18 protein-coding genes are annotated in these 19,146 nt (G+C 64.6%); 6 read left to right on the forward strand and 12 right to left on the reverse strand.

What is annotated here, in order from left to right; all coding sequences use genetic code 11:
- Window positions 1–101: 101 nt before the first annotated feature.
- Complete coding sequence (locus ABIB00_RS32380; protein ID WP_247447791.1) at window positions 102–647, forward strand: sigma-70 family RNA polymerase sigma factor; 546 nt, start codon at window positions 102–104, stop codon at window positions 645–647.
- A 2-nt stretch (window positions 648–649) separates the two neighbouring features.
- Window positions 650–1,288: an NrsF family protein gene (locus ABIB00_RS32385; RefSeq protein WP_247349884.1), complete on the forward strand. Its 639-nt coding sequence runs from the start codon at window positions 650–652 to the stop codon at window positions 1,286–1,288.
- A gap of 10 nt (window positions 1,289–1,298) precedes the next feature.
- On the opposite strand, the gene ABIB00_RS32390 is transcribed toward ABIB00_RS32385, so the two are convergent.
- The gene (locus ABIB00_RS32390) at window positions 1,299–2,402 is read right to left on the reverse strand and encodes a DUF2336 domain-containing protein (protein ID WP_354107155.1); all 1,104 of its coding nucleotides are present in this window, start codon (window positions 2,400–2,402) and stop codon (window positions 1,299–1,301) included.
- Between the two features lie 63 nt (window positions 2,403–2,465).
- A complete protein-coding gene (locus tag ABIB00_RS32395; protein ID WP_354107156.1) occupies window positions 2,466–3,623 on the reverse strand; it encodes a GGDEF domain-containing protein in 1,158 nt (385 codons plus the stop codon).
- A 437-nt stretch (window positions 3,624–4,060) separates the two neighbouring features.
- Between ABIB00_RS32395 and ABIB00_RS32400 the strand changes: the two genes are divergently transcribed.
- From ABIB00_RS32400 to ABIB00_RS32415, 4 genes are all read left to right on the forward strand, one after another.
- Complete coding sequence (locus ABIB00_RS32400; RefSeq protein WP_247349887.1) at window positions 4,061–4,630, forward strand: sigma-70 family RNA polymerase sigma factor; 570 nt, start codon at window positions 4,061–4,063, stop codon at window positions 4,628–4,630.
- A complete protein-coding gene (locus tag ABIB00_RS32405; RefSeq protein WP_354107157.1) occupies window positions 4,627–5,322 on the forward strand; it encodes a hypothetical protein in 696 nt (231 codons plus the stop codon). The genes ABIB00_RS32400 and ABIB00_RS32405 overlap by 4 nt, the downstream gene beginning before the upstream one ends.
- Before the next feature lie 16 nt (window positions 5,323–5,338).
- Window positions 5,339–7,051 (forward strand): S8 family serine peptidase, encoded by a 1,713-nt coding sequence (locus tag ABIB00_RS32410; protein WP_354107158.1) that lies wholly within the window; start codon window positions 5,339–5,341, stop codon window positions 7,049–7,051.
- A gap of 499 nt (window positions 7,052–7,550) precedes the next feature.
- Entirely contained in the window at window positions 7,551–8,192 is a 642-nt protein-coding gene (locus ABIB00_RS32415) for a TIGR03809 family protein (RefSeq protein ID WP_354107191.1), read from the forward strand.
- A gap of 123 nt (window positions 8,193–8,315) precedes the next feature.
- On the opposite strand, the gene ABIB00_RS32420 is transcribed toward ABIB00_RS32415, so the two are convergent.
- From ABIB00_RS32420 to scpA, 10 genes are all read right to left on the reverse strand, one after another.
- Complete coding sequence (locus tag ABIB00_RS32420; protein WP_247349891.1) at window positions 8,316–8,624, reverse strand: GIY-YIG nuclease family protein; 309 nt, start codon at window positions 8,622–8,624, stop codon at window positions 8,316–8,318.
- A gap of 203 nt (window positions 8,625–8,827) precedes the next feature.
- Window positions 8,828–10,198, reverse strand: coding sequence for a TIGR03808 family TAT-translocated repetitive protein (locus ABIB00_RS32425; RefSeq protein WP_354107159.1), 1,371 nt, complete (start codon window positions 10,196–10,198; stop codon window positions 8,828–8,830).
- 92 nt (window positions 10,199–10,290) lie between these two features.
- Complete coding sequence (locus ABIB00_RS32430; protein WP_354107160.1) at window positions 10,291–10,944, reverse strand: pyroglutamyl-peptidase I; 654 nt, start codon at window positions 10,942–10,944, stop codon at window positions 10,291–10,293.
- Window positions 10,941–11,930 (reverse strand): methylmalonyl Co-A mutase-associated GTPase MeaB, encoded by a 990-nt coding sequence (gene meaB / locus ABIB00_RS32435; protein WP_354107161.1) that lies wholly within the window; start codon window positions 11,928–11,930, stop codon window positions 10,941–10,943. Before meaB ends, ABIB00_RS32430 begins: the two co-directional genes overlap by 4 nt.
- A 51-nt stretch (window positions 11,931–11,981) precedes the next feature.
- The gene (locus ABIB00_RS32440; RefSeq protein ID WP_354107162.1) at window positions 11,982–13,496 is read right to left on the reverse strand and encodes a tripartite tricarboxylate transporter permease; all 1,515 of its coding nucleotides are present in this window, start codon (window positions 13,494–13,496) and stop codon (window positions 11,982–11,984) included.
- A gap of 4 nt (window positions 13,497–13,500) precedes the next feature.
- Window positions 13,501–13,995, reverse strand: coding sequence for a tripartite tricarboxylate transporter TctB family protein (locus ABIB00_RS32445; RefSeq protein WP_247349896.1), 495 nt, complete (start codon window positions 13,993–13,995; stop codon window positions 13,501–13,503).
- A gap of 98 nt (window positions 13,996–14,093) precedes the next feature.
- Entirely contained in the window at window positions 14,094–15,086 is a 993-nt protein-coding gene (locus ABIB00_RS32450) for a tripartite tricarboxylate transporter substrate binding protein (RefSeq protein WP_247447780.1), read from the reverse strand.
- A gap of 131 nt (window positions 15,087–15,217) precedes the next feature.
- Window positions 15,218–15,937: an RsiV family protein gene (locus tag ABIB00_RS32455; protein WP_502917920.1), complete on the reverse strand. Its 720-nt coding sequence runs from the start codon at window positions 15,935–15,937 to the stop codon at window positions 15,218–15,220.
- Between the two features lie 98 nt (window positions 15,938–16,035).
- The gene (locus tag ABIB00_RS32460; protein WP_354107163.1) at window positions 16,036–16,977 is read right to left on the reverse strand and encodes a hypothetical protein; all 942 of its coding nucleotides are present in this window, start codon (window positions 16,975–16,977) and stop codon (window positions 16,036–16,038) included.
- Entirely contained in the window at window positions 16,974–19,130 is a 2,157-nt protein-coding gene (gene scpA / locus ABIB00_RS32465) for a methylmalonyl-CoA mutase (RefSeq protein ID WP_354047332.1), read from the reverse strand. The genes ABIB00_RS32460 and scpA overlap by 4 nt, the downstream gene beginning before the upstream one ends.
- Window positions 19,131–19,146 lie beyond the last annotated feature (16 nt).

A 19,146-nucleotide genomic window follows, 5' to 3' on the forward strand; every position in this document is an offset into this window, starting at 1 on the left:
CATATCGGTCGCGTGGCCCAGCACAGATCACGAGTTCGTGATCTCAAAGGTGCCGCCGTAACAAATTGAAAGAACGGCCGAATTGCATGGTGAGGGCGCGCGTGCGCGGACGTGAGGACGAGTGGACCGGCCTGATGCGGTCGGCCATGGCAGGCGATGACGCGGCGTATCATCGCCTGTTGAGGGCGGTCACGCCTGTACTGCGCGCAGCCGCGAGGCGCGGCCTGGCGCGGGCTGGGCAGCCTCCCGACCAGGCCGAGGATATCGTGCAGGAGATTTTGTTGGCGGTGCATTTGAAGCGGCACACCTGGGACAGCGAGGCCCCCTTCGCCCCGTGGCTGTTTGCGATCGGCCGCAACAAGCTGATCGACATGCTGCGGCGGCGGGGCCGGCGAATTTTCGTCAACATCGACGATTTCGCCGAGACTCTGCCGGGCGAGGCGCCGCAGGAGACGGCCTCTGCGGGCGAGGTCGCCAGCCAGCTCAACACGCTGCCGCAACGCCAGCGCGACGTGTTGCAGTCGATCGCGGTCGACAGCACCTCGATCAAGGATACGGCGGCGAAATATTCGATGAGCGAGGGCGCGGTGCGGGTCGCGCTGCATCGCGGCCTTGCGGCGCTGACTGCCAAACTGCGGGACCACTAGTCATGGATACCGATCAACTCATTCGCTCGCTCGCGGCCGATAACGCCCATCGCGCGCCGCGTGTCGGCGCGATGCTGACCATGGCGTTGCTGGTCGCCGCGCCTCTGTCGATCCTGATCTTCGCGACATTTCTCGGCGTGCGTCACGACGTGATGAGCGCGATGCACAACCCGTTCTTCGACATGAAGTTCGCGGTCACGCTGTCGCTCGCGATCCCCGCGATCATCGTCAGCCTGCATCTGTCGCGCCCCGAAGCGTTGCTGCGTGGTTGGGGCTGGTTGCTGCTGCTTCCCGTCGGGCTGCTCGCGGTGGCGATCGGCAGTGAGGCGATGATGGCGCCGGCCATGCCAATGACGATGCGATTGATGGGCAAGAACTCCAGGGTGTGTCTGTTCGCAATCCCAGCGATGTCGCTGCCGCTGCTTGCCGGTGCGCTGTTCGGCCTGCGCCACGGGGCGCCGTCGCATCCCGCGCTCGCCGGTGCGCTCGCCGGCCTGGTGTCGGCCGGGCTCGCCGCGACGCTGTACGCCTCGCACTGCACCGACGATTCCCCGCTCTTCGTCGCGACCTGGTACACGCTCGCGACCGCGCTGGTGACCGCGATCGGCGCGCTGGTGGGGGCGAGGGTTCTGCGGTATTAGCTCGCCGGCCTCAGGCCGCCGGCGTCGGGCCCTGCTGCATGCGGTGGAAGCGCAGCACCTGCTGCGCGGTCGAGCCGCGCAGGGCTTCGTAAGCGTCGCGCAGCGTCAGCATGTCGGTCTGCGAGCCGCCTGAGAGCTTCTCGCGCAGGGCGATGATCGCGCGCACGCTCGACCATTGCATGGCCGCGACCTTGGCGAGGATCATCACGCCCTCGGTCCGGCTTTCGATCATCATGGTCTCGGCGGTCTCGACCGCGACGCCCGCAAGCGCCGCGAGCCCCGCATTGGTCTCGTCGAACTTGCCTTGCTCTGCGAAGGCGGCGACCTGGAATTCGGTGAGGCGGCCGTCCTCGTGCAGCGACTTCACCAGCGCGCGCGCCATTTCGGTCTGTCGGGTCATGGCGGCGGCGCGGATCCGCTGGGCCGCTTCCTGGACCACGCTGGAGACTTCGTCTGCGAGATCCGGATGCGCGGCCTCCAGCTTCCTGCGCACGCTCAAGGAGGCCTTCGCAATCAGCTTCAGATAGTGATGGCGGGGCAAATCGGGCCGCAAGCCGATGCAAGTGGCGAGGTCGTCGTCGCGTTCGGCGCGGGTGACGAGGTCGATGAGACTTCCCTCGGAGAGCCGCGCGCCCGGATTGCTGACGGTCGATTGCACCACGCCCTCGTCGCCGCGGGTCACCAGCACGTCGGTCAGTGCTTCCGACAGCACCCGCCGCAGCGAGATCGCCTTGAGATGTGCCTGCCCTCTGGTGCGCGCGATCTCGATCAGGGTCGCTTCGTCCAGTCGTTCCGATTTCGACAGCACGGGGCCGGAGACCTCGATCACCTCGTCGAGCGCGAGCGTGCGGATGATCTTCGGCGGCGCAGTCGCGATCGGTGCGAGGCGGTCGGCGAGCAGCGCCCTGGCAGACGTCTCGATCTGCTCGATCAGGCATTGGAATATGTCGTCGAAAACGCGGACGTGGTCGTCTGAATAGTCCACCGCATTGCCGATGAAGAGATCAGTGACGCGGCGCAGCGTCTCGACCCGGCGCGCAACGGTGCCGTGCGAGAGCGCAGCTTGCAGTTCCTCGAGCAAATTCTCGGATGATTTTGGGGATTTCGATCTCATTGCCCTGTCCTGGAGCGTTCGGCCCGGCGATTGCTTCTGTCGCGCCGGGAAAAAATGGATTGGTCAGCTCGTTGCGATGCGGTTGCGCCCTTGTGCCTTGGCGGAATAGAGCGCGCTGTCGGCGCGCACGAGAAACGTGTCGGCAGTATCAACGTCGCGGAGCGTCACGACGCCCGCGGAAATGGTCACGCGCATGCCCAGGGAGAATGCGCTCCAGTCCAGATCTGCGACGATGCCGCGCAGCCGATCGAGCATGCGCGACGCCGCCGCGCCATCCGTTCCCGGCAGCAGCAGCAGAAATTCCTCGCCGCCGTATCGGCCGAAGCAGTCGGCCGGGCGGATATTGGCGAAAATGGTGATCGCGAAGGTGCGCAGCACCTCGTCGCCGACGGGATGGCCGTGGGCGTCGTTGATGCGCTTGAACCAGTCGAGATCAATCAGTGCGATCGCGCAAGGGGTCGACGTCTGCCGCGATTTTTCGATCTCGGCGTCGAGAAGCCGCATGATGCAGCGGCGGTTGTAGGAGCCGGTGAGCTCGTCGAGCTCGGCCAGTTCTTCGATACGCTGATAGGCGACCTTCAGCTCGATGCTGCGTCGGTACAGGATCTTGCGCAGTGTGGCGCCGAACAGGCCGAGGAAGGCGCACTGGCCGATCACCAGCACGAAGCAGAGCATCGAGGCGGTCCGCTGGAGCCGCGTAGCAACGGGCATGCCGATCGGCAGGTCGGAGGCGAGGAAGACGGCGGCGAGGCCGGCGGTCGCGATTGCCCAGGTCAGCATCGCCTGGGCCGAGGTCATGCGCAGCGTGCCGAAGGCGAAAATCAGGAACAGCACGCTGAGGAAGGCGACGCCAATGGTCGGCACCGACAGCAGGAACACGAATTGCAGCGCCATATGCGCCGAGATCTGGAACACGGTGAGATAGTGGTCGGTTTGCCTGTCGCCCACGCCCGCTTCCGACATCACGACGAAGATGCCGATGATCGAGAGACCGCCGACCCAGAACAACGATGGAACGTTCATCGCAACGGCGCCGTCGTAGCCGTAGAGCAGCAGGACGAAGGCGCCGAGCGAGTAGCTGGCGACCTGGCCGATATACATCTGGCGGCGCTGCCGCGCCCGGCGCGCCCGCACCTGGGGCGCAGCTGCATCGGGCACGAGGACGAGATCCGCGACCTCAGCGGCATTCCTCTCGGGAAAGGACGTCGCGGCCGTGCTCATGGTCCCGCCAATGGTAGTTGTCAGCCCAAAAATCTACATGGCAAGCCTTTAGGTTTGGTATCCTCCGAAACCGAATCCGCACTGCCCAGCGCGGGAGCGGAGGACGGTCGCGACCGGCTGAGGATTTGTCGTCGATTAGGGATCGTGTGCGATGCGGTCGAGCCAAAGCATGGCTTTCGGAAGACATATGTCGTGCAAGGCTGCTATGGTTCCAGCCATGTCGGGCTGTCCAAATTGGGACGGCGTTGCGCAGGAAAGTGCTTCATTACTATGTTACCGTTATTGAGCGAGGCGGCCAGCCGCGGGTGGCAAAAGGAAATTTCGCGCATGTGGGGTAGATCACACAGCCCCCCGTATGACTGCGGTAGGCTAAAGAATTTCGCTCCTCCCGTCGAACCGTCTGCCGCATCGACCCGACCAACCTTGCGAGACGGCCGTTGAGCGTGACACAGGCGGCTTCGGACGAGGTCCTGATCGCCAGGATCGCTCAAGGCGACCGGCTCGCCATGCAGGTGCTGTACGGGCGGCACCATGTCAGGGTGTATCGTTTCGGCCTCCGGCTCGTGCGGGACGAGCAGGCGGCGGAAGACCTCATCAGTGAGGTGTTTCTCGACGTCTGGCGTCAAGCCGGCAAGTTCGAGGGCCGATCCGCCGTTTCCACCTGGCTGCTGGCAATCACCCGATTCAAGGCCCTGTCTGCGCTCCGGCGCAGAAAGGATTTTGAGTTGGACGACGACGCCGCGAACGCGATCGAGGACACGTCCGACAATCCGGAAACGGTGGTGCAGAAGAAGGATACCAGTGAAGCGTTGCGGGAGTGTCTGACGGGCCTCTCGCCGGACCATCGGGAAATCGTCGATCTCGTCTACTACCACGAGAAGTCCGTGGAAGAGGTGGCCGAAATCGTTGGCATCCCGGAGAACACTGTGAAGACGCGCTTGTTCTATGCGCGCAAGAAATTGGCCGAACTGCTGAAGGCAGCCGGCATTGAGCGAGGCTGGCCATGATGGCATTGAGCAAGAAGATGCTGGAGCGAGAACCCAGTGAGATCGAGATGCTGCTGCCGTGGCACGCCGCCGGCACGCTGAACGCGCGCGACGCCCGCCGCGTCGAGGAAGCGCTTGCGAGCGATCCCGACCTCGCCAGGCAATATGCGGCGATCCGCGGCGAGTACGAAGAGACCATTCATCTGAATGAGAGCCTGGGTGCTCCGTCGGCGCGCGCGATGCAGAAGCTGTTCGCCGCCATCGACGCCGAGCCGGCGCGGGCCGCCGGTTCGCTGCCGCTGTCGGCACGCATCGCCACCTTCTTTGCGAGCCTGTCGCCGCGCACTCTGGCCTGGTCGGCGAGCCTCGGCGCCATGGCGCTGGTGCTGCAAGCCGGAATCATCGGCGCCGTGCTGACGAAGACCCAGACTGCGACCTTTCAGACCGCTTCGCTCTCGACCAGCGCGCCGATCACGCGCGAACTCGGTGCGACTGCCGCGCCGTCGCGCGCGCTGGTGCGCTTCACACCCGAGGCGCGCGTCGCCGACATCACGACATTGCTCGACAGCTACCAGGCTTCGATCATCGGTGATGCCAAGGGCGGCATGTTCCGCCTCCAGTTCGACAAGGCGATGAGCCAGGACGAACTCACCTCGCTGCTCGGCAAGATGCAGCGCGAGAAGTTCGTCAATTTGGCCGTCGCGGCACCCTAGACGCGCCGCTGAACCGATGATGCGCAAGTCCGAGAGCAGGTTACGCGCCGGGGCCTACGCTTCGTCGGTCGGAGCTACGCTGTTGCTCGCCGCCTGTCTCGGGGTCGAGGTTGCGCAGGCGCAGGCGATCATGCGCACGCCGACGATCAGCGTCCCCTCGCGCATGCCGACCATTTCTCCCAGCATCGCCGCGCGCGTCGGTCCGGGTGTTGCCGCCCGAGCGGTGGTCGTCGGCCGCGGCCCCGGGCCCGGTCCGATTGTGACATCGAGGATTTCGGCGCGGATGGTACCGACGCCGGTGCTGCCTTATGCGCGCTACTCCCCGAACCTCTATCCCGCCTGTACCGCGCCCTATCGCGACGCCAGCGGCGAATGCCTGGCGCAGCCGAGCGCAGGCGGCGACGGCGCGGGCAAATCGGGCAAGAAGACCGCCGGCAAGGGGCGCGGCAACAACACGCCGGCCGCCGTGGACTTGCGCACCTTCGCCGACCAATTCGTCGCCGAGATCAATGGGGCGCTGTCGTTGGCCGAGGCCGACGAGCTCGCGCGCCGCCATGGCCTGACACGCGTGTCCTCCGAGAATTTTCCGCTGATCGGGGCAACCTTTGGACTGTTCCGCATCACCGACCGCCGCGCTTACGAGACCGTGCGGCGCGAATTCGCCGCCGAGGGCAGCGTGCGCTCGGTCCAGCCGAACTTCCGCTACGTACTCCAGGACCAGAAATCGTCGGTGCCAAGCGAGGGAGATCCTGCGCAATATGCGCTGGCCAAGCTCCGCCTGCCGCAGGCACATGCGCTGGCGCATGGCGCCAACGTGACTGTTGCCGTAATCGATTCCGGCATCGACGCCCAACATCCGGAACTTGCCAATTCCATTGCCGAAAATTTTGATGCGCTCGGCAGCGCCGAGGGCCCGCACGTTCACGGCACCGGCATTGCCGGCGCCATCGTGGCGCATGCCAAGCTGATGGGCAGCGCGCCCGAGGCGCGCATCATCGCCATCCGCGCCTTCGGCGGCACCACCGGCGGGGCCGAGAGCTCGTCCTACATCATCCTGCGCTCGCTGAACTATGCCGCCGAGCACGGCGCGCAGATCGTCAACATGAGCTTTGCCGGTCCCAAAGACGCGGTGATCGAGCGGGCTATCGCGGCGACCGCCGCGCGTGGCCTGGTGCTGATCGCGGCTGCCGGCAATGCCGGCGCGAAGTCGCCGCCGCTCTATCCGGCGGCCAATCCCAACGTGATCGCAGTCAGCGCGACCGACCAGCAGGACCGGCTGTTCACCGCCTCCAACCGTGGCAATTACATCGCGGTCGCGGCACCCGGTGTCGACATCTTCCTGCCGGCGCCTGACGGCAAATATCAGATGACGTCGGGCACCTCGTTCTCGGCCGCCTATGTCTCCGGCGTCGCGGCGCTGCTGCTCGAGCGCAACTACGCCTTGAAGCCGGAAGCGCTGCGCATGACGCTGGCGAAGACAGCGCGCGACCTCGGTGCACCCGGGCGTGACGATCTTTTCGGCGATGGCGAGACCGATGCGTTTGCCGCGGTCATGACCGTTCCCGCCAACGGCGCGACGCCGGTTGCGGCTGCGTCCGGTACAACAAAACGTGAAGATATCGAGAAGCGTCGCGACGAGCCTGGCCTCCGCGCAATAGAGCAACCCTCGTTGTCGAGCACCGGCGATAAAGCCACGATTTCTCAGGCGGATAGGCCGGCGACGCGATAGCGGCTGCGACAACTTTGCGCGCGGTGCGAAGGTCGAAAAATCAAACGCCGCATTGAACGTTCGGCCCGCTGCCACGACCAAATTATGTGGGAGCGGTCATCCCTCCCCATAAGTCATATTAGGCGCGAGCGCCCATCCACCCCAAGCGCCCATATGGCTCGACCCGTCCGGTTGTCCCCCCGGACGGGTCTTTTCTTTTGGGGCATCCGATTTCTTGAAGCCCTGCGCGAGACCAGCTTCTGGTTGAGAGATCGCGACTCGGTCATCGGCATCGCACCGCAGGCGCGCCATGCTTGTGCGAAGCTTGACTCCAAAACCCCTTGAATCTCCGCACGACTACGGAGTTTGACGACGAAAAGGCTGTCGTTGCTGGACAAGTCGGAACTTTTCCACAAAATATTCATGTCGCGTCTAAATTGATTCGTCTGCGTTGCGTCGCGTCCGTATTTTTCTCCTGACGGGCTGGGTTATGACACATCGCCAAGAGGCTGTTCGCGACGTGGCTATTGGCCGCGACATTGCGGCACGCTGGTGCACTCTCGCCGAGCAGCGGCTGGTGCATCTCTCCGAAATGTTCGAGACCGGGCGCTGGCGCCGCTATCACTCCGAGATCGCATTTCTCGAAAACATCCAGGAGGCCAAGCGCGCCGTTCAGACCTGGCGCGCGCTTGCCACCGGCGCTGATGTCGCCACGGCGGCCGCCAGCGTGTCGCCCGCATTCGGCTGGTCGCCCGCGACGATGCCCCGCATGCTCCCGCGCGAGCTACAGGCGCAGGTCATGCAGCCGAAGGCCGTGCACATCGCTCCCGAGACCGCCGTGCCGGTAGGGCTCGATCCGACACCGGACGTTCTCGCCGAAATCACCGAAGCCCCGATCGTGCCGCTTGCCGCGCCTGCAGCGATGGCACCGCTCAAAGTGCCCGCTGCCATGGCGCCGCCTACCGCGCCCGTCGCGATGACAGGACCCAAGATACCGGCCGCGATGGCAGCGCCCAGGGCGCCTGCTGCGATGGCGGCGCTTCTGCCGCAGTTCTCTCCGCCCGCCACCGAAATTGTCGCAGCCCCCGAGCGCCTCGTTGAGTTCACCTTCAGCCTCGACGGCCTGGAGGCGAAGTATCCGCTGCTGCGGAACGCGTTCTAAGGCGAACGTTCAAGAGTGCCGCCGCAATGTCTCCCGTCATCCTGAGGCGCGAGGCATGGGACGCAACGCGGCCCATGGAGAGCCTCGAAGGATGCACGGCCCGTCTGCCGACCGCATCGACGCTTACGTCGGGGGCCTAGGCGCTCCCGCGCGCCGTCGCGCAAGCTGGCTCACCGATCTCCAATCCGATCGAATAAGCGCTTCCTTCTTGGCGCGGCTCCATCCTTTGAGCTGCCGCTCAGCGGCAATCCCGTCAGTGATCCGATCGAAATACTCCGACCACACCAGGACGACAGGTCGTCTCGAGTAGGTGTACCCCTGATAGGCGCCGGCATTGTGCCCGTCGACGCGCCTCGATAGGTCGTCGCCGGTGGCGCTGCCAATGTAGAACGAGCCATCCGCACATCGCAGCATGTAGACATAGATGCCCACAACGTCCTCCTTCGAGGCTCCCCGCGCGGCGCTTCGCACCGCACGGCTCACACCTCAGGATGACGGCCGCGTGTTTGTTGTCAACATTGCATCAAGACCCAGCGCTCCGTTTTTACCCCGTCATCCTGAGGCGCGAGGCATGGGACGCAACGCGGCCCATGGAGAGCCTCGAAGGATGCACGGCCCGTCTGCCGATCGCGCGCCTACCGCCGCACCGCATTCCCGCCGACCACCAATTGCGCAAACCGCTGGGCGCCGTCCGCCGACAGATCGGACGTCACGGCGCGCGCGTGATCGAGGCCGACCACGGCGCCGCGCGGGGTTTCCGAGATCATGTTGTTGTTGACGAGCGCGGTGCCGGCGCCCGGCACGACGGATACGCCGACGCCAGCCAGCGCCTTGCGGATCACGTTGCCCGTGATCGCGACGTCGCGGAGATATTTGCCCCAGCCGGCGACGATACCGTAGGACGGCGCATTCTCGATCACGTTGCCGGTAACCGACGCATCCGCCTCGATGTAGATGCCGACGCCGGCATCGTCGTCCGGCGCGGTGCCGATTGGGCGTTTCGGGATCAGATTGCGGATGATGTTGCCCTGGACCACGGCGATGCGGCCGCCTTCGTTGAAATTGCAGACGGAGACGCCGACGGCGGCGCCGTCGACAATGTTGTTGGCGATTACAGCGGCCTCGAACGCAAACTCCGAATAGAGCGCGACCTCGCGCACGTCGCTGACACTGTTGCCGGTGATGTGGATGTTCGATGCCGAGTTGCCGCGCACCGCGGAGTAATCGCAGTTTTTGATGCGATTGCCGCGCACGATGACGTTTCCGGCGCGGAAGGCATTGATTGCGTTGCCGTACTGGCCGGAGCCGCCGGGGCCGGCTTTGATATCCTCGATGCGGTTATCAGCGACCAGCGTGCCGTCCTCGCCGATGGCCGTGCGCAGGATCTCGATGCCGTTGTCATTGGTGCCGGTGATGGTGTTGCGGGAGACGCTGAGACCCTTGGCGTCGAACGACACCACCGCCGTCACCGCGATGTTGGTAAAAAGGTTGCCGGAGATGTCGCCCGAGACCTGCTCGAGCCAGACGCCGCTGCCGCCGGCGCCCGTGATCTCGCAATCGGCGATGCGGACGTCGCGCCCCCCGAGCACGTGGATCAGCCCACGTCGTGCCGGCAGCGGAATGCCGCCGCCATCGAAGGTGATGCCGGTGAGGCCGATCGAATCGGAGCGGTCGCTCTGGATCGCCGAGGCTCCGCCAGTGAAGATGAGCTTGGTCGCGCCGCGCACGCCGATCAGTTGCGCGCCATTCGGCAAGCGCAACAGTCCGGTGCGGTAGACGCCGGGTGGCAGCGCCAGCGGCGTCTGAGCCCGCGCGGCCTCATCGATCGCACGCTGGAGCGCACGGGTCTGATCCTCGCTGCTGCCGGGTCGCACACCATACTGCGTGGCATCGCGGCCGAGCAGCGACGTCACCGGCGCCGCGCGCGCAGCATCGGCCGGCATGGCCAGCGCGCCGGCGATGCCTGCGGTCGAAGCTCCGATGAGATGGCGACGATTGAGGTCCATGACGCGTCCTCCGGCGGACGCGGGGGTCCGCGATGGTTAGGTAGCGCAGGGCGGCTGGTGGCGTGAGGATTGTTCGCGGTAGGGTTAAATGTTTACGCAGTCGTGTTCCGCCCCTTTCGTGCCAACTGCACCATCTCCATCAGCATCGCCTCGCCGGCATCGACCAGTTCCTCCAGCGTGATCCGCGGCGCGCCCTTGCGGCGCACGGCGCCACTGCGCGCCAGCAGGGGAATATGGACGAATGCTGCCAGCCGCGGCCCGCCGCCCTTGACGTTCTCGATCGAGCGCCAGCTCAGATAGTTGCAGAGATAGGCACCGGCATCGCGCGAGGGGCGGGCGTCGATGCCGGTGAGGCGCGCGGCGCGCAGCAGCCTTGCCGTGTGTGGACCGAAAATCATCGCGTCCGCATTGGCGGCGATGCCGCGCTTGCTCGATCGGGTGTTGGCGGCGTCGGGCCAGAGCATGGTGACGGCGTTGCGCGCACGGCTCTCGATGCGCAGATAGGGCGTACGTGCGGCGAGGCCGAACATCAGCATCGCATCCGGCTTCTCTTTCGCTAAAACCTCCGGCAATTGCCGGTCCACCGCGGCATAGGTGACCGGGAAGATGTGGCTGGAGATCGCGGCATCGTCGAGTGCGGGACGGCGCAATTGCGCCAGCCGGGCGACCAGCGGCTGCGTCGGGTTGTAGGGCGCGCCGGGGAAGGGGCCGAAGCCGGTGAGGAGAATGCGGAGCTTGTCGCTCATTGCAGCAACTCCAAAATCTGCTCGGCGGCGATCGCCGGCGTGACATGGCCATTGGCCACCTCGGTCTCGATCTTCCGAACCTTCGTCCGCACCGACGCTTCGCTGCGCAGCCGTGCCAGCATACGCTGCTCCAGCATCGACCACATCCATTTCACCTGCTGCTCGCGCCGTCGCGCGGCGAACTCGCCGGATGCGTTCATCGCCTTGCGGTGATCGAGGACCTTCTGCCAGAGTTTTGCAATGCCGCCTCCGGTCAGTGCCGAATAGGTTTCGACCGGCGGATGCCAGTGCTCGGAGCGCGGCGTCAGGATATGCAGCGCGCCGCGATAATCGGCGGCGGTGATGTTGGCGCGCTTGAGATTGTCGCCGTCGGCCTTGTTGATCGCGATCATGTCGGCGAGCTCGACCAGGCCTTTCTTGATGCCTTGCAACTCATCGCCGCCGCCGGGCAGCATCAAAGCGAGGAAGAAATCGGTCATGTCGCAGACTGCGGTCTCGGATTGGCCAATGCCGACGGTCTCGACCAGCACGACGTCGAAGCCGGCTGCCTCGCACAGCAGCATCGCCTCACGCGTCTTGGCGGCGACGCCGCCGAGGGTACCCGAGGATGGCGAGGGCCGGATGAAGGCGTGGTCGGAGGCCGAGAGCTGCGCCATCCGCGTTTTGTCGCCGAGGATCGAGCCGCCGCTGCGCGCCGAGGACGGATCGACAGCGAGCACCGCGACCTTGTGGCCCTGTTCGATCAGATGGGTTCCGAGCGCATCGATGGTCGTGGACTTGCCGACCCCGGGCGAGCCGGTGATGCCGACGCGGGCCGCCTTGCCGGTGTCGGGCAGGAGCATCTGCACCAGCTCACGCGCCAGCGCCTGATGGTCGCCGCGCCGGCTCTCGACCAGCGTGATGGCCCGCGCTAGCGCCGCGCGGCTGCCGACGCGGAGGTCTTGGGCGAGGGATTTGATGTCCAGCGAAGGCTTTTTCTCAACCATGCCCTGCTTTACAACGCCCGCGCGGGGCAGGCGAGGGTTGCTCGCCCGATATCACCGGGATGTCGCCGCCACTTCCGTCCGTACCGGTTTCAGCTTCCGCCACGCCCAGACCATCACCGGCCACAGCAGCGCCCCGATCGCCATGGCGGCGAGGATGGCGGCGACGGGGCGCTCGAAGAACGGCAGGATGCTGCCGTCGGACTTGATCAGCGAGGTCACGAAAGCCTGCTCGACCATGGTGCCCATGACGATGCCGAGCACCATCGCGGCGACGGGATAGCCGTTGGCCTCCATCACATAACCGATGATGCCGAAGGCGGCGACGGTGACGACGCCGAACATGTTGTTGCCGATCGCGAACGAGCCGACAGCGCAGCACAGCATGATGATCGGCATGATTGCGGAGCGCGGTGCCAGCAGGATGTAGGCGGCGATCCGGATCATGGCGATGCCCAGCGGGATCATCAAAATGTTCGCGATGATGAACATCAGGTAGATCGCGTACATGCTCGACGCTTTCTCGGTGAACAGCGTCGGCCCGGGATTGAGCCCCTTCATGTAGAGCACGCCGATCGCGATCGCGGCGATGGTGTCGCCGGGAATGCCGAACAGCAGCGAGGGCACCCAGCCCGAGGCGATGCTGGCGTTGTTGCTGGCGCCGGCCTCGACCAGGCCTTCGACATGGCCGGTGCCGAATTTTTCCGGCTCCTTGGAGAAGCGCTTGGACATCGCATAGGAGACCCAGGCGGCCATGTCGGCGCCGGCGCCGGGCAGTACGCCGATGATGATGCCGACGATGTTTCCGCGCGTCATTTGCCAATGATACTTCTTCGTCAGCATCCACTGGCCGGCCATGATGCTTCCGAATTTGCGCCGCGGCAGCGGCGGCGGCTCCGGCGTCAGCATCGCGCGCATCACCTGCGCCACCGCGAACACGCCGACCAGTGCCGGGATCGGCTCGATGCCGCCGAACAGGTCCGTGAGGCCGAAAGTGAAGCGCGGCACGCCGCCGGGATTTTCGATGCCGATGCAGGAAACCAGCAGGCCGAGGAACATGCCCGCGATCGCCTTGACCGGCGAGGAGCGCGCCACCAGCGTCGCGCACATCAGGCCGAGCAACGCCAGCCAGAAATATTCGAAGGTCGAGAACGACAGCGCGATCTCGGCCAGTGGCGGCGCCAGGATCATCAGCGACAGCACGCCGGCGATGCCGCCGACGGCCGAGAACCAGACGCCGGCCCCGAGCGCCAGCTCGGCCTGCCCCTTGCGGGTCATAGCGTAAGCCTCGTCCGCATAGGCGGCGGAGGCTGGCGTGCCGGGGATGCGCAGCAGCGCACCCGGGATATCGCCGGAGAAGATCGCCATCGAGGACGCTGCGACGATGGTCGCGATCGCCGCGATCGGCGAGAGATAGAAGGTGACGGGGACGAGCAGGGCGGTTGCCATCGTCGCCGACAGGCCCGGCAGCGAGCCGATCACGAGCCCGTACACGGAGGCTGCGAACATCGCGATGATGACCTCCCAGGTGGAGATCAGTGCGAACGCTTCAATCAGGGTTTTCAGCATGGGATCACCAGGGCGTCGGCAGCAGGCCGGCGGGAAGCGGCACGCGCAGCAGCTTGCCGAAGATGAGATGGATGGCGAAGGGCGACAGCGCGGCGAGCGGCAGCGCCAGCTTCCACTTCGCCCCTAACGCGGTCGAGGTGACATAGACCATGATCGCCGCGGTGATGATGAAGCCGAGCCGGTCGGCCGCGACCACGTAGAACAGCAGCAGCGCCGGCGGCAGCAGCGCGCGCAGGCTGTAGAACTTGCCCTGCGGCGGCGCTGCGGCGGCGGCTTGGCCGTCCTCGAGCGGGATCAGCTCTTCCTCCTCCTCGAAGGTGTGACCGATGCCGAACACGATCGCGAGCCCGCACAGCGCAAGGCCGATGCCGATCACGAGCGGAAACACGTTGGGGCCGACCGGCTGCCCCGGCACCGGCGGCAGCAGCCAGCCGCCATAGGCAGAGGCTGCGCCGAGCACGACGAGAAACGATCCCGTGACCGAGTCGGGAAGACGCATGGGAGGAGTCCTATGAAAGATGTTCTCCCTCTTCCCGCGCGCGGGAAGAGGCGATCAGCGCGTGCAATCCCGGCATCATCCCGGTGCCGGATGCCGGATCACGCCTTGCTCAGACCCGCCGCCTTCATCGCCTCGCCCATCTGGGCGTCGCCCTTGTCCATGAAGCTGCCGAACTGGCCGGCATCGCCCCACACCGTGCCGAAGCCGCGATTGCTCATGAAGTCCTTGAACTCGGCGGAATCATAAACCTTTTTCAGCGCGGCGGTGAGCTTCGTCGCGATCTCCGGCGGCAGGTTCTTTGGCGCGCCGATCCCGCGCCAGGCGCCGGTCGCGTAGTCGATGCCCATCGCCTCCTTCAGCGTCGGCACGTCCTTGAAGATCGGATTGCGCGCCGGCGCCATGATGGCAAGGCTCCTGGCCTTGCCGGCCTCGATGATGGCGCGGGCTTCCGGCACCGAGCAAGTGGTGAGGTCGAGGCCGCCGGCGGCGAGATCCTGCATTGCGGGCGCGGCACCGTTCGACGGCACCCAGGCGACCTGGTTGGCGGGCAGGCCCATTGCCTGCATCCAGCCGACCAGCGCGAGATGCCAGATGCCGCCCTGGCCGGTGCCCGAGGCCTTGAACTTGCCGGGAGGGGCCGCCTTGATCGCCTCGGCGAGCTCCTTCACCGTCTTGTAGGGCGAGGAGGAGGAGACCTGGATACCCGGCGGGTCCTCGTTCATCAGCGCCAGCGGGGTGTAGCTCTTCGGCGCCAGCTCGGTCAGCCCCTGCCAGTGCATCATCGAGATTTCGACCGTGAGCATGCCGATGGTGTAGCCATCGGGCTGCGCGGTCGCGATCGCGGTATGGCCGACGACGCCGGACCCGCCGGTGCGATTGACGACGTTGAAGGGTTGGCCGAGATCCTTTTCCAGAAGGGCTGCGACAATCCGCGCAGTCGCGTCGGTGCCGCCGCCCGCGCCCCAGGGCACGATCACGGTGACGGGCCGCGCCGGGTAGGCTTGCGCAAATGCGGGAGTGAGGCCGAAAGCGGCGGATGCCGCGACCGCGGCAGTTGAGGCCGCAAAGGTGCGGCGCGTAATCTTGGACATGAATGCCTCCCAGCGGCGCCCGTGATACCGGGCGCTCTTGTCAATGGCGGCATTCTAGTCGGCTTTGCAGCGCCGCTGCAAGGTAGCGCTACCAGCGCGTTGTGAGCAATGCGGCGCTGCTCAAACGATGGTCACTGCGGCTCTTCCGCGTCAGCCTTCGGGCGCGCGCCGCCGAACATGCGGGTGCCTTCCGCGGTGAGATAAGGCTTCAGCGTTTCCCACGGCGCGAATGCGACATATTCGCCCTCGGCGTAGGGTCCGACTGCATAGGGCGGGTAGTGGAAGGTGAGCCCGGAACTCTTGCCCGCATCGGTCGAAGGCGCGAGCGTCACAGCGCCGATCTTGAGCAGGCTCGGCTCCACGCTTTTGAACCATTCATCGGTCGTGGTCTCGCTAGTATCGCGCTTCTTCTTCTCGAACTTCAGCGAGGCGATCACGGCCTTTACCATCGCCTTCATGGTTGGGCCGCTGTCGGCGGTCTCGGTGAAGAACGGGCGGATCGAGATGCGCTTGTTCTCTGCCTTATCCCACAGGATCGTGTTCACGTCCGAATTGGGATGGGCGCCGTGGGTATCCATGTAGTCGTTGCGGAGAATGCTGACATAGCGCTCGGCGACGACGGAGCGGATCGCACATTTGCGCTCAAAGTCCCAGCCGCCGTCCTTGAAGAACTGCGGATCCTCTTTGCGCGAGGCGGCAGCTTCAGCCGCGTTCTTGGCGAGCCACTTTTTGCCCTCAGCGAGACAATCCGCCGCCAGCGTCGGGGCAGCCTTGATCTTGTCGTCGAGGAAGACGCGCGCCTCGATGCTCTTGTTTTTGATGACGGCGTCAGGCTTGGGTTGGCGGCCCAGCTAAGGCTTATACCTAACTGGATGAGAATTAACGATGCTATCGTTCGCGGAATACCGAGAGAAAAGAGCATGAAGCGATACCGATTCGTTGTGAGTTCCTATGGCTGTTTGCGAAGAATGTCCTGAAGCAGGATATCCATCTTAGCTAGCACTTCATCGAGGGGCAAAATCTCGCAGACCTCGTTGGAGAATGAATCGACTGCGGTAAGAAAGGTTTGAATTTCGCTGACCGGCCTGGGGACCTCTTTGAATTGAGTTGAAGAGGCAACCAAAATGTACTTGCCCACGCAAGCCATCGTGAGGAAGAGCAGTTGCGTGGCGTATGCCCGCAGAACCGCTCCTCGCTGTATGGTATTGATCTCCGTGGATGAGTAAGTGAAGAAGTGGGTATGATGATCGAATTCAAAATGAGTATATTTTGATAGTACCCCATATAGTTGGCCGCTCGCGGGCACAAATTTCTTGAAGTGATTCAGGCAGTGAATCGGGCGTATCGCTTTCACGTCTTCCGATTCTTTTAGAGACAAGAGCTTTGCGCAAAAGGCAAACTGCTCCAACGCTGATCGCAAGATCGTAGCCACTTCGCAAAGATAGCCAAGTTCCGACAGGCGCTTCGATGCGTCGAGCGAACCCATTGTTCGAAAAAAGAATTGCCAAGACAGATTGTCTTGGCTGGTATCATCCGCGTCCTTGACTTGCTCTTTTCCGAGCGAAAGATACTGGTTTAGATACTTTTGACCTTCGCCATAGAGGCGGTCAATTCGCTCGGTCAGCCCTAACCAACGAGTCTCCAGTGCATCTTTCGCGTAGCGCTTCTCTGCGTAAGAAAGACCGATCTGCATCCGGCCGGCTAAAAGCGCGGCTAGAAGAATTCTTCGAAATTGAAGGTCCAGTCGGCCTGCTAGGCCTATCCGTGGAAGACGTTTGCCGCCTATTGTGTAGTGCGCAACAAAATCAGGCAGCAAGGGAAACAGAGACTCGTAGCGCTCGATAGACTCAAACGAGTGCCATGGCTGCTCACCCTCCGGTTCGGAGTTCACTCCGCCGCCTCGCTATGCCCGAGCCGGGCGTTCAGCTTGCGGATCAGCTCCTCGGCCGCGTCCGCGATCACCGTGCCCGGCGGGAAGATCGCTTCGGCGCCGGCCGCATAGAGCGCGTCGTAATCCTGTGGCGGCACCACGCCGCCGACGATGATCATGATGTCGTCGCGGCCCTGCTTCTTCAGCGCGGCCTTCAATTCCGGTACCGCCGTGAGGTGGGCGGCGGCGAGGGAGGAGACGCCGAGAATGTGCACGTCGTTCTCGACTGCCTGCCGTGCGGCTTCGTCGGCGGTCGCAAACAGCGGCCCGATGTCGACGTCGAAGCCGATGTCGGCGAAGGCCGACGCGATCACCTTCTGGCCGCGGTCGTGACCGTCCTGGCCGATTTTTGCGACCAGGATGCGTGGGCGGCGGCCTTCGGCTTCCTCGAAGGCGTCGATCAGCGCCTGAACCTTCTCGACCCGGTTACCCATGCTGGACGCCTCCCGCTTGTAGACGCCGGTGATCGACTTGATCTCGGCGCGGTGCCGGCCGAACACCTTTTCCATTGCGTCCGAAATCTCGCCGACGGTCGCCTTCGCGCGCGCGGCGTCGATGGCGAGCGCGAGCAGATTGCCGTTGCCTTCGCCGGCCGAGCGCGTGAGTGCTGCGAGGGCGGCGTCGACGTCCTTCTGGTCGCGTTCGGATTTCAGCCGCGTCAGCTTGTCGATCTGGAGCCGGCGGACATTGGTGTTGTCGACCTTGAGAATGTCGATCGGGGCTTCGTCCGTCGGCTTGTACTTGTTGACGCCGATCACGGCCTGCTTGCCGGCATCGATCCGGGCCTGGGTCTTGGCCGAAGCCTCCTCGATGCGCAGTTTCGGCACGCCGGCCTCGATGGCTTTCGCCATGCCGCCGAGTTCCTCGACCTCCTGGATATGGCCCCACGCCTTGGCGGCGAGATCACGCGTGAGGCGCTCGACATAATACGAACCGCCCCAGGGATCGATGATGCGGGTGGTGCCGCTCTCCTGCTGGAGGAAGAGCTGGGTGTTGCGGGCAATGCGCGCGGAGAAATCGGTCGGCAGCGCCAGCGCCTCGTCGAGTGCGTTGGTGTGCAGCGACTGGGTATGGCCCTGCGTCGCCGCCATCGCCTCCACGGTGGTGCGCATCACGTTGTTGAAGACATCCTGCGCGGTCAGGGACCAACCCGATGTCTGGCAATGCGTGCGCAGCGAGAGCGAACGCGGGTCTTTCGGATTGAACGGCTTGAGCAGCTTCGCCCAGAGCAGCCGCGCGGCGCGCATCTTGGCGACTTCCATGAAGAAGTTCATGCCGGTCGCCCAGAAGAACGACAGCCGCGGCGCGAAGCGGTCGACGTCGAGGCCCGCCGCCAGGCCGGCGCGAAGATATTCGACGCCGTCGGCCAGCGTATAGGCGAGCTCGAGGTCCTGCGTCGCGCCGGCCTCCTGCATGTGATAACCGGAGATCGAGATCGAATTGTATTTCGGCATTTTCTGCGAGGTGTATGCAAAAATGTCCGAGATGATCCGCATCGAAGGCGCGGGCGGATAGATATAGGTGTTGCGCACCATGAACTCTTTCAGAATGTCGTTCTGAATTGTCCCTGAGAGCTTTTCCGGCGCCACGCCCTGTTCGCCCGCGGCGGCGACATAGAGCGCGAGGATCGGCAGCACCGCGCCGTTCATGGTCATGGACACGCTCATCTGGTCGAGCGGAATTCCCGCAAACAGCGTGCGCATGTCGTAAATGGAATCGATCGCAACGCCGGCCATGCCGACGTCGCCGCCGACGCGCGGATGGTCGCTGTCATAGCCGCGATGGGTGGCGAGATCGAAGGCGACCGAGAGGCCCTTCTGTCCGGCTGCGAGGTTGCGGCGGTAGAATGCGTTGGAATCCTCCGCCGTGGAGAAGCCGGCATATTGCCTGACGGTCCAGGGCTGGTTGACATACATGGTCGGGTAAGGGCCGCGCAGATAGGGCGCGATGCCCGGATAGGTATCGAGGAAATCAAGCCCGGCGAGATCGGCCTCGCCATAGGCGGGTTTCACCAGAATGCCCTCGGGCGTCAGCCAGGGCTCGGCGCTGCCTGATGGCGCGGCGCTTGTGGTCCGCTCGAAGGCGATGTCTGCGAAGTTCGGAATGCGGCTCATGGTTTCAACCATATCA

The organism is Bradyrhizobium sp. LB14.3, from assembly GCF_040547985.1.
Taxonomy (GTDB): Bacteria; Pseudomonadota; Alphaproteobacteria; order Rhizobiales; family Xanthobacteraceae; genus Bradyrhizobium.